7 protein-coding genes, 1 tRNA gene and 1 pseudogene are annotated in these 11,264 nt (G+C 68.0%); 7 read left to right on the top strand and 2 right to left on the bottom strand.

Annotated features, from left to right (window positions below; translation table 11 throughout):
- Positions 1 to 920 precede the first annotated feature (920 nt).
- Positions 921 to 994: transfer RNA gene (locus tag A4R44_RS18880), tRNA-Leu, on the bottom strand.
- 196 nt (positions 995 to 1,190) lie between these two features.
- On the opposite strand from A4R44_RS18880, the gene A4R44_RS18885 reads away from it, so the two are divergent.
- The 6 genes and pseudogenes from A4R44_RS18885 to A4R44_RS18910 all read left to right on the top strand — a co-directional run bounded on the left by A4R44_RS18885 (position 1,191) and on the right by A4R44_RS18910 (position 7,491).
- Entirely contained in the window at positions 1,191 to 1,802 is a 612-nt protein-coding gene (locus A4R44_RS18885; protein WP_067582000.1) for an ANTAR domain-containing response regulator, read from the top strand.
- A gap of 629 nt (positions 1,803 to 2,431) precedes the next feature.
- Positions 2,432 to 3,607, top strand: coding sequence for a branched-chain amino acid ABC transporter substrate-binding protein (locus A4R44_RS18890; protein ID WP_067582003.1), 1,176 nt, complete (start codon positions 2,432 to 2,434; stop codon positions 3,605 to 3,607).
- 94 nt (positions 3,608 to 3,701) lie between these two features.
- Positions 3,702 to 4,723: pseudogene (locus tag A4R44_RS18895) on the top strand (branched-chain amino acid ABC transporter permease).
- Positions 4,720 to 5,865, top strand: a complete 1,146-nt coding sequence (locus A4R44_RS18900; RefSeq protein WP_067582006.1) for a branched-chain amino acid ABC transporter permease — start codon at positions 4,720 to 4,722, stop codon at positions 5,863 to 5,865. Before A4R44_RS18895 ends, A4R44_RS18900 begins: the two are co-directional and overlap by 4 nt.
- Positions 5,862 to 6,791 (top strand): ABC transporter ATP-binding protein, encoded by a 930-nt coding sequence (locus tag A4R44_RS18905; protein WP_067582011.1) that lies wholly within the window; start codon positions 5,862 to 5,864, stop codon positions 6,789 to 6,791. The genes A4R44_RS18900 and A4R44_RS18905 overlap by 4 nt, the downstream gene beginning before the upstream one ends.
- Positions 6,778 to 7,491, top strand: coding sequence for an ABC transporter ATP-binding protein (locus A4R44_RS18910; RefSeq protein WP_067582014.1), 714 nt, complete (start codon positions 6,778 to 6,780; stop codon positions 7,489 to 7,491). The genes A4R44_RS18905 and A4R44_RS18910 overlap by 14 nt, the downstream gene beginning before the upstream one ends.
- Positions 7,492 to 7,728: 237 nt before the next feature.
- On the opposite strand, the gene A4R44_RS18915 is transcribed toward A4R44_RS18910, so the two are convergent.
- Positions 7,729 to 8,169 carry a PaaI family thioesterase gene (locus A4R44_RS18915; RefSeq protein ID WP_067582016.1) on the bottom strand — a complete coding sequence of 147 codons (441 nt, stop codon included), beginning with the start codon at positions 8,167 to 8,169 and terminating at the stop codon, positions 7,729 to 7,731.
- A gap of 62 nt (positions 8,170 to 8,231) precedes the next feature.
- Here A4R44_RS18915 and polA point away from each other — a divergent pair, with 62 nt between their 5' ends.
- Entirely contained in the window at positions 8,232 to 10,970 is a 2,739-nt protein-coding gene (gene polA / locus A4R44_RS18920) for a DNA polymerase I (RefSeq protein WP_067582017.1), read from the top strand.
- The last annotated feature ends 294 nt before the right edge of the window (positions 10,971 to 11,264 follow it).

The following is an 11,264-nucleotide window of genomic DNA, read 5'->3' on the forward strand; positions in this document are numbered from 1 at the left end:
AATCACTCCGGAGTACGCCCTGTCCGCCGGCTTGCGGGGTGGCTTGGGCTCCGGCCGCAGAGCCGGCCGGGTGTTCGAAGGACTCTCGGTGGAACGAGGCCTCAAAGCGCACGACGTTTCTTTGTTCGCGGCAAAAACGAGAGCATCTCGGTCTCGGGCAGTCGCGCACAGCGGATCCTGGGGCGGACTGTGCACGCACGTTCGCGAGGGCTGGAATATCGGCAAGCCCTGCTACGGAACCCGCGCATGAACCGCTGATCCCGGAATGGATGCACGACGAACTAGTCCAACGGCGTGCCGCCGAACGCACCTCCCGGAGCGCCGGCAAAACCCAGCGGACACCCGAAGACGGATGTGCATGTTCCGGGGCAGGGTGCTGTGTCCATGCGGCCGGCCGAGCACCGCCAACCGCGGCCGACCGGACAAGTACGGGGGCCATCGGAAGACGCTGTACTTGCGAGAGGACGCGATCCCTGCCTCGGTCGGAGGGCTTCTCTCCGATCGGCTGTTCGGGCCAGACCGGTGCGGAAGATCAGCAGGCGAAGCACAGAGAGGCCGAACTCAAGCGGCTCCGTCAAGCACTTGATCACCTGGCGCAAGCAGCGGCCGACCCGTTCACGAAGGCGCTCCGCGAGAAGTACGACAAGCTCGAACACGAGCGCGCGCAGATGGTTGCCGAGTTCGACGCGCTGCGCGAGGCGGAAGCGGCCGCGCCTAAGCGCCCGAAGGCGGAGGAAGCCAGCCTTCTCGGCGCAGTGCCCCGGCTGGTCTCGACCTCGCGAAGGCCCCCCGCGGATCTGCTCATGGCCCTTTTGAGGCAGGAAGCGCTGTCCGCGATCGCGAGTGCGGCGAAGAGGACCACTGAAGTGACGAATCGAACCGGGACCGGCTTGGCCGCGTCCGGCGGGGATTTCCGACGGTGCCCCCGGTGAGATTCGAACTCACACTGGACGGGTTTTGAATCCGTTGCCTCTGCCAGTTGGGCTACGGGGGCGCAGTGCCGGAAACTTTACGGGACCCGCCCCTCCAGCCCCAGACCGGGTCCGGTGATCGACTGGGGGCCGGGGCTGGGTGTCGCCCGCCACTTCGTGGTGAACGCCATCGTGGGATCTGGATCGGTCCCGGTACGCTGGGCTCTCGCGGGTGACCGCGTGTCGAAGACGTCCCGCCGAGCCTTCAGGAGGACACCGGTGACCGAACAGGCTGCCGAGTCGAACGGCGCCGCCGGCGTGCCGCAGCGACGGGTGCTCGTCGCGGAAGACGAGGCGCTCATCCGGCTCGACCTGGTGGAAATGCTGCGCGAAGAGGGCTACGAGGTGGTCGGCGAGGCCGGCGACGGCGAGGAGGCCATCGCGCTGGCCACCGACCTCAAGCCGGACCTCGTGATCCTCGACGTCAAGATGCCGAAGCTCGACGGCATCGAGGCGGCCGCGCGGATCACCGGCGACCGGATCGCGCCGGTCGTCATTCTCACCGCGTTCAGCCAGCGCGACCTCGTCGAACGGGCCCGCGACGCGGGCACCATGGCCTACCTGGTGAAACCGTTCGCCAAACGCGACCTCGTGCCCGCCATCGAGCTGGCCGTCAGCCGGTTCTCCGAGCTGCAGGCCCTTGAGGCCGAGGTCGCCGGGCTCACCGACCGGCTTGAGACCCGCAAGGTCATCGACCGGGCGAAGGGCCTGCTGATGAGCCGCCAGGGGCTCACCGAACCGGACGCGTTCCGCTGGATCCAGCGCACCGCGATGGACCGGCGCACCACGATGAAGGCCGTCGCCGAGGCGGTCGTGGAAAGCATCGGCTGAGCAACCGGCAAGCATCCCAGAAGCGGGCGTGGCCAGGGGGTCGCGCCCGCTTTTTCGTTGCCCGGCACACCGGAAACGCCGGAAACCGTGCCGGAGCGTGACCGTCCGGCCCCGGAGTGCGCTCCCGTCCAGCGGGACTCCCTCCGGTGCGCCGCGTCCGGCCCGGCTCGCCGGGTCGCGCCGAAACCTGGTCGACGACCAGGGAAAACCCTGGAGCGGCATCGATGCCGGACCCACCCGTGCGGGTTGATCTCCCCTGCGCGAAAGGGCAAGGTTGCTACCTTGGAGGCCGGGGGATCGTGGTGTCGGTCACGATGACGGAGGGGATGTTCCTAGACTGCCCCCATCGATCGGACGTCAGGTCAAGGTCCTTTCGAGGGGTGCTCGGACACGAAGAGTCATTCACTCGGTCGTTGCAATCAGACGATCGAGTGTAAATCGTCCGTTAATTCTCGTGACGACCGTCACGATGTGGATACAAGACTCGCTGTGACTCTGTGCAACACCTCACCCGGCGGCTACGTTCAGCGCCCAGTCGAAGTCCCACGCAGGGACCCGCCGTTCCCCGGGAGCGTGGCGGGTGGCATTTGGAGGAACGAGTGCAGAGAGCACGACTCACTAAGGTCATCGTGCTGGCCGCGGCGGGAGTCATCTCCCTTGGCGCCTGCTCGGCGCGGACCGGCGGTGACTCGGGTGGCGACAGCGGCGCGCCGCAGGCCGCGGCCCCGTCGGCGGCGGCGAACGCGGCGGACCCGGCGGGAGACGGCAAGGCGCAGTGCGCGCCGACCTCGATCGCCTACGCCGGCACGATCAACGGCGCGAACGCGGCCCTGGGCCAGAACATCCTCAAGGGCGCGAAGCTGGCGGTCGACCAGCACAACAAGGCCAACCCGGGCTGCCAGGTCAAGCTCGCGGAGTTCGACACCGAGGGCACCCCGGACAAGGCGCCGGGCATCGTGACCCAGATCGTCAACACCCCGGGCATCATCGGCGTCATCGGCCTCCCGTTCTCGGGCGAGTCGAAGGCCGCGGGCAACATCTTCAACTCCGCGGGCCTGGTCGCCGTGACCCCGTCCGCGACGAACCCGTCGCTCGCCCAGAACGGCTGGAAGACCTTCTTCCGCGCACTGGGCAACGACAACGCGCAGGGCCCGGCCGCCGCGAAGTTCATCACCGGCGAGCTCAAGGCGAACAAGGTCTGCGTGATCGAGGACGACTCCGAGTACGGCACCGGCCTCGCCGCCTCGACCGTCAAGGCGCTCGGCGGCAAGGCGAGCTGCCAGGACAAGGTCAAGACGAAGCAGACCGACTTCTCCGCCGTGGTCAACAAGATCAAGAACGAGAAGCCGGACGCGATCTTCTACTCGGGCTACTACCAGGAAGCCGCTCCGTTCGCGCAGCAGCTGAACGACGCGGGCGTCAAGGCCAAGTTCGTCGGCCCGGACGGCGTGAAGGACGACCTGTTCGTCAAGGGCGCCGGCGACGCCGCGGCCAACGCGTACTTCACCTGCCCCTGCGTGCCCGCCGACCAGTTCACCAAGTTCACCGACGCCTACAAGGCGGCGACCGGCGTCGACCCGGGCACCTACTCGCCCGAGGCCTACGACGTCGCGACGATCCTGCTGAAGGGCATCGACGCCGGCAAGAAGGACCGCGCCGGACTGCTGGACTTCGTGAAGACCTACGACGGCCAGGGCATCACGAAGCACTTCAAGTGGGACGACCACGGCGAGCTCGCCGCGACCACCGTGTGGACCTACAAGGTGGAGAACGGAAAGATCGTCCGCAACACCGAGATCAAGTAGCTCACCGCTTTCGGTTCCAGTACCGGGGTGCGGGCCAGGCGGCGAGATCCCGCCGCGCCCGCACCCCGGACCCACATGGAGAACTAGTGTGTCGATGACCCCTGACCTCAGTTCGCTCGTCCTCGCGCAGGGCGGCGGCAGCTGGATCACCTTCGATGTGAATTCGTTCCTGAACCAGTTCTGGGACAACACGATCGACGGCCTGTCCTACGGCAGCATCTACGCGCTCGTGGCGTTGGGCTACACCCTCGTCTACGGCGTGCTCAAACTCATCAACTTCGCCCACTCCGAGGTGTTCATCTACGGCGCCTACGCGACGTGGTTCACCTTCTACGGCTTGGGTTTCCGTCCCGGTGCGCCCCCGGACCTGCCGATCTTCGAGCTGATCGGCTTCCTGNCTTCCTGCTGCTCGCGCTCATCGCGTCGATGGCGGTGTCCGGCGGCACCGCGGTCGTCCTGGAACGCGTGGCCTACCGGCCGCTGCGCAAACGCAAGGCGCCCCGGCTGGTCTTCCTGATCACCGCGATCGGCGCCTCGTTCGTGCTGCAGCAGATCCTGTTCATCTGGCGCGGCGGCAACCCGGAGAACAGCATCCGGCTGCTGCGCAACGACGAGGTCTTCACGATCTTCGGCGGCAGCGTCACGATCGTCACCATCATCACCGTGGTGGCGTCGATCCTGCTGATGGTCGGCACGGACCTGTTCGTCAACCGCACCAAGTTCGGCCGCGGCATCCGCGCGGTCGCGCAGGACCCGGACACCGCGACGCTGATGGGCGTCAACAAGGAACGCGTCATCACGTTGACGTTCCTCATCGGCGGTCTGCTGGCCGGTGCGGCGGCGCTGTTCTACATGATGAAGATCCCGCAGGGCGCCTCCTACCAGGGCGGCTTCATCCTCGGCATCAAAGCGTTCACCGCCGCGGTGCTCGGCGGCATCGGCAACCTGCGCGGCGCGCTGCTGGGCGGCCTGCTCCTCGGGGTCGTGGAGAACTACGGGCAGTCCTTGTTCGGCGGCGCGTGGCGCGACGTCGTCGCGTTCGCCCTGCTGGTGCTGATCCTGATGTTCCGCCCGACCGGCATTCTCGGCGAATCGCTCGGAAAGGCCCGGGTATGACGACGACTACGACGCCGCCCGCCGCACCGGCGAAGACGCGCCGCCGTCCGGTTTCGGACTGGTGGAACAGGCTGTCCCGGGTTCAGCAGTGGGGGGTGCTCATCCCGCTGGTGGCGCTGGTCTACCTGCTGCCGGTGCTGAACCCGCCGCTGATCACCACCCAGCCCGGGTACGACTTCCCGATCGCGATGTTCGAGGTGGCCCGCTACGCGCTGGTCGCCATCGGGCTCAACATCGTGGTCGGCCAAGCGGGTCTGCTCGACCTCGGCTACGTCGGGTTCTTCGCCATCGGCGCCTACGTGATGGCGCTGTTCACGAGCCCGGACTCGTCGCTGGCGAAGCTGCCGTTCCTCGTCGTGCTGCCGATCGCGATGGTGGTCACGATGATCTTCGGGGTGATCCTGGGGACGCCGACGCTGCGGTTGCGCGGCGACTACCTGGCGATCGTCACGCTGGGCTTCGGCGAGATCGTGCGCCTGCTGGCCGACAACATCGACCCGCTGCGCGGCAACCGCGGCTTCCAGGGCGTCGGGCATCCGCCGGGCTCGAAGGCCGACGGCAGCCCGCTGTTCAACAACACCGACGGCATCCCGTGGTACTGGCTCTGCGTCACGATCATCATCGTGATCCTCTTCGTCGTCGGGAACCTGGAGCGCAGCCGCGTCGGCCGCGCGTGGGTCGCGATCCGCGACGACGAGGACGCGGCCGAGATCATGGGCGTGCCGACGTTCAAGTTCAAGATCTGGGCGTTCGTCGGCGGTGCCGCGGTCGGCGGTCTCTCCGGCGCGCTGTACGCGGGACAATTGGGCTTCGTGAACAACCAGAAGTTCGACGTGGTGACGTCGATGCTGTTCCTGGCCGCGGTCATTCTCGGCGGCGCGGGCAACAAGGTCGGCGTGCTGCTGGGCGCGATCGTGGTGGCGTACGTGCCGCTGCGGTTCCAGCAGATCGCGGAGTACAAGTACCTGATCTTCGGGCTGGCGCTGATCATCCTGATGATCTTTCGCCCGCAGGGCCTGCTCGGCGCGCGGCAGCGGCTGCTCGCCTACGGCAGGCAGGCCTACCAGCGGCTGCTCGGCAAGGGCGAGCAGGTCAGCAGCGACGGTTCGCTGGCCACCGACAATCCGGGGGAGAAGGCATGACGGTCCCTGGCAACGGAAACGGGCCGGAGGTCCCGGCCGAAGGCGGCCTCGTGGCCGAGGTCGCGAACATGACCGCCGAGGAACTCGCCGAGCACGAGGCCGAGGTCGCCGAGGTCGTCGCGCCGGACCGGGAGATCCGGGCCGATTACGGGCAGACGCTGCTCAAGGTCGACGACGTCACCGTCCGCTTCGGCGGGCTGGTGGCGCTGGACTCGGTGTCCTTCGAGATCCGGCGCGGCGAGATCCTCGGCCTGATCGGGCCGAACGGCGCGGGCAAGACGACCTGCTTCAACGCGATGACCGGCGTGTACCGGCCGTCGTCGGGACAGGTGCTGCTCGAAGACAAGCCGCTCGGCAAGACGTCGCGGCACGGGATCACCCAGCTCGGCATCGCCAGGACGTTCCAGAACATCCGGCTGTTCTCCGAGATGACCGCGCTGGAGAACGTGGTCGTCGGCACCGACGCACGGCACAGGACGAGCCTGCTCGGCGCCCTCCTGCGAGTCCCGCGGCACCACCGCGAGGAGAAGCAGGCGATCGAGAAAGCCATGGCGCTGCTGGAATTCGTCGGCATCGCCGACCGGGCCGCGGACCGGGCGAAGAACCTGCCGTACGGCTATCAGCGGCGGCTGGAGATCGCGCGGGCGCTGGCCACCGAGCCGAAGCTGCTGTGCCTCGACGAGCCTGCCGCCGGGTTCAACCCGGCGGAGAAGGAAGAGCTCATGGGGCTGATCCGGACGATCCGCGACGACGGCTACACCGTCCTGCTGATCGAACACGACATGAAGCTCGTCATGGGCGTCACCGACCGGATCGTGGTGCTGGAGTTCGGCAAGAAGATCGCCGACGGGCTGCCCTCCGAGATCCGGGAGAACCCCGCCGTGATCGCCGCTTACCTGGGAGTTCCCGACGATGACGTTGCTTGAGCTTTCCGACGTTTCCGTCCACTACGGACGGATCCAGGCCGTGTCCGGGCTGTCGATCACGGTCAACGAGGGCGAGATCGTCACCCTCATCGGGGCGAACGGGGCCGGCAAATCGACCACGATGCGCGCGATTTCCGGCATCCGGCCGATTTCCGGCGGCTCCATTCGCTTCGACGGCGAGGACATTTCGCGGCTGCGCGGGGATGTGCGCGTGGTCCGCGGGATTTCGCAGGCACCGGAGGGGCGGGGGATTTTTCCCGGGATGACGGTGCTGGAGAATCTGGACATGGGCGCTTACGCGCGCAAGGACCGGAAGAATCTGCAGCCTGACTTCGACCGGGTGTTCGAGTTGTTTCCGCGGCTGGCTGAGCGGAAGACCCAGGTCGGCGGGACGATGTCCGGGGGTGAGCAGCAGATGCTCGCCATCGGGCGGGCGTTGATGGCCAAGCCTCGGCTGTTGCTGCTGGACGAGCCTTCGATGGGGTTGGCTCCGCAGTTCATTCAGCAGATTTTCCGGATTATCACGGAGATCAACCGGCAGGGGACTACGGTGCTGCTGGTCGAGCAGAACGCGCAGCAGGCGTTGTCCCGGGCGCATCGGGCTTATGTGCTGGAGACCGGGCAGATCACCAAGACTGGTACCGGGCAGGAATTGCTGGCTGATACCAGTATCAAGGAGGCTTATCTCGGGGTGGGGTGACTGCTCGTCGCCTGGCGGCGACATTGCGCCCCAGTGGTTGCGCGGGGCACCCCGAAGCTGATTGTGACGACGGCGCGGGGGTGCTTGTCGAGGCGGGAAAGATGCCTTGACAAGCACCCCCGCGCCGCGTTCGTGGCTTCGTATCGGGGTGCGGGGGAGTGTGGCTGCCTGGTGAGCGGGGTGCGTTGCTGTGGCCGCGGGCCGTGAGGGGAACCTTCACGGATCTTTCACCGGGAATCAGGCGCCTGGCGGACGGTCCCGGACGACGCAGGTGAGGCGCGCGGTGCAAGTACGGCGACCCTCGTCGTCCGTCAGCACAATCTCCGACGTGATCGTCCCCCGGCCGACATGCAGGGGGGTCGCCACTCCGGTCACGGTGCCGGAGCGGACCGCGCGGTGGTGGGTGCAGGACAGCTCCAGGCCCATCGCGGCGCGTTCGGGGCCCGCGTTCAACGCGGCCAGCACCGAGCCCAGTGCTTCGGCGACGGTGGCGTTCGCGCCGCCGTGCAGGAGTCCGTAGGGCTGGAGGTTGCCTTCGACGGGGATCGTTCCGACGACCCGATCGGGAGTCAGCTCCACGAGCTTCAGCCCGATCTTGTCGTTCAGCTGCTGGCCCGCGGCCGCGGGATCCATGCCCGCGAACTGGCCCGGCGTGATTTCCGCCGTCTGCTCGGTCACTCTCTGCTCCTCAACCTATGCGACACGCAAGAGTGTCAGACCCTCACCCTAGACTCGCCCCCGTGAGCCCGACCGAGAACCGAACCGTTGCCAACGCCACAGGCGCCGCCGCCGCGAAAGACCGCCCCCGGCTGCTGCTGATCGACGGCCATTCGATGGCCTACCGCGCCTTCTTCGCCCTGCCCGCGGAGAATTTCCGCACGAAGACCGGGCAGGTCACCAACGCGGTCTTCGGCTTCACCTCGATGCTCATCAACCTGCTGCGCGACGAGAAGCCGACGCACCTCGCGGTGGCCTTCGATCTCTCGCGCAAGACCTTCCGGTCGGAGACGTACGCCGGCTACAAGGCCAACCGCAGCGCCACGCCGGACGAGTTCCGCGGCCAGGTCGACCTGGTCAAAGAGGTGCTCGAGGTGCTCGGCATCCCTTCGCTCACGAAGGAGAACTACGAGGCCGACGACGTCATCGCCACGCTCACCACGCAGGCGGGCGAGGACTACGACGTCCTCATCTGCACCGGCGACCGCGACGCGTTGCAGCTCGTCACCGACCGGGTGACCGTTTTGTACCCGAAGCGGGGCGTCTCCGACCTCGTGCGGTTCACGCCGGACGCGGTGGAAGAGAAATACGGCCTCACGCCGACGCAGTACCCGGACTTCGCGGCCCTGCGCGGCGACCCGTCGGACAACCTGCCCGGCATCCCCGGCGTGGGGGAGAAGACCGCGGCCAAGTGGATCCGGCAGTTCGGCAGCCTGGCCGACCTGATCGACCGGGTCGACGAGGTCAAGGGCAAGGTCGGCACCGCGCTGCGCGAGCACCTCTCCTCGGTCCAGCTCAACCGGCAGCTCACCGAGCTGGTCCGCGACGTGCCGCTGGAGTCCGTGCCGGGCCAGCTGGAGCTGCGCCCGTGGGACCGCGAGGCAGTGCACCGGCTCTTCGACGAGCTGGAGTTCCGCGTCCTGCGCGACCGGCTGTTCGAGACCCTGAGCAGCGCCGAACCGGAGGCCGAGGAGGGCTTCGAGGTGTCCGGTTCCGCGCTCTCGCCCGGCGCGCTCGGCGGGTGGCTCGAAGCGCACGCCGGTGCGGCCGAGCCGGTCGCGCTGTCGTTCCGGACGACTGGCTCGTCGGTCCGCTCCGACCTCAAGGCGGTCGCTTTCGCCACGGCTGAGGGCGAGGGCGCCTACGTCGACGTCACCGCGATGGACGAGGCGGACGACCGGGCGTTGTCGGCGTGGCTGGCGGACCCGAAGATCCGCAAGATCGGCCACGACCTGAAGGTGGCCCTGCACGCGGTGCGCGCCCGCGGCTGGACGTTCGGCGGGCTGACCATGGACACCGCGCTCGCCGCGTACCTCGCGCGGCCGGGGCAGCGCACGTTCGGGCTGGACGACTTGGCGCTGCGCTACCTGCACCGCGAGCTGCGTTCGGAAGCTGGCGACGGAGACGGTCAGCTGTCACTGCTCGACGGCGGCGCGGACGAGCTGGAGCAGAAGGAAATTTCCGCCGAACTGGTGAGGGCTCGCGCCGTCTTCGAGCTGGCCGGCGCGCTGGCCGCCGAGCTGGCGGAACTCGGCGGCGCGAAGCTGCTGGCCGAGCTGGAGCTGCCGCTGCTGGAAGTCATCACCGAACTCGAAGCGGCGGGCATCGCGGTCGACGTCGACCAGCTCACCGAGCTGGAGGCGCACTATCTCAGCCGGGTCACGCAGGCCGCGGAATCCGCGTACGAGGTGATCGGCAAGCAGATCAACCTGGGTTCGCCGAAGCAGTTGCAGGTGGTGCTGTTCGACGAGCTGGGCATGCCGAAGACCAAGCGCACCAAGACCGGCTACACCACCGACGCGGACGCGCTGCAGTCGCTGTTCGAGAAGACCGAGCATCCGTTCCTGCAGCACATGCTGGAACACCGCGACGCGACGCGGCTGCGCACCACGGTCGAGGGCTTGATCAAATCGGTCGCCGACGACGGGCGCATCCACACCACGCTGCAGCAGACCATCGCGGCCACCGGACGGCTGTCGTCGATCGAGCCGAACCTGCAGAACATCCCGGTGCGCACCGAGGAAGGCAGGCGCATCCGCGACGCGTTCGTGGTCGGCGACGGCTACGCCGAGCTGATGACCGCGGACTACAGCCAGATCGAAATGCGGATCATGGCGCATCTGTCGAAGGACGAGGGACTCATCGAGGCCTTCAACAGCGGCGAGGACCTGCACACGTTCGTGGCGTCGCGCGCGTTTTCCGTGCCCGCCGCGGAAATCACGCCGGAACAGCGCTACCGCGTCAAGGCGATGTCCTACGGGCTGGCGTACGGCTTGTCGGCATACGGCCTGTCGCAGCAGCTGAAGATCTCGACCGAAGACGCGAAAGAGCAGATGGAGGCGTACTTCTCGCGGTTCGGCGGGGTGCGCGACTACCTGCAGTCGGTCGTCGGCGAGGCGGCGAAGCGCGGGTACACCGAGACGATCTTCGGCCGCCGCCGCTACCTGCCGGACCTCAACAGCGACAACCGGCAGCGCCGCGAAATGGCCGAGCGGATGGCGCTGAACGCCCCGATCCAGGGCAGCGCGGCCGATATCATCAAGGTGGCGATGCTGAACGTGCACCGCGCCCTCGCCGAAGCGGGTTCGCGCAGCCGCGTGCTGCTCCAGGTCCACGACGAACTGGTCCTGGAAATCGCCGACGGCGAGCGTTCGGACGTCGAGAAACTGGTCCGCGAAGGCATGGGCTCGGCGGCGGAACTGGCCGTGCCGCTGGAGGTTTCGGTCGGGTACGGGCGGTCGTGGAACGAGGCCGCGCACTGAGCTGAGGAACCTGGCCCGGGCCGGTCCGCGACCGGTCCCGGGTACTCCCGCGCAGCGGTTTCGCGGCGGGAACCGGATTCGGGGAGCGGGCGACGGAATCCGGCCAGGCGGCCGCGAATCGGCGGAGCACGCGAACCGATCGGCGGTGCCATCCGGGCGCGAGCGGGAGCTGGCGCGGCGGGCGAAGGACTCCGGCAGGCCGCTCGCGATTCGGCGGGCGGGGCGAGGCAATCGGCCGCACACGCGGGCAAGCGAACGCGCACCGGCGCGGCCAACGGAACCGACGGCGAACTC

Origin of the sequence: Amycolatopsis sp. M39 (genome assembly GCF_001651785.1) — a bacterium.
Classification (GTDB): Bacteria; Actinomycetota; Actinomycetes; order Mycobacteriales; family Pseudonocardiaceae; genus Amycolatopsis; species Amycolatopsis rubida.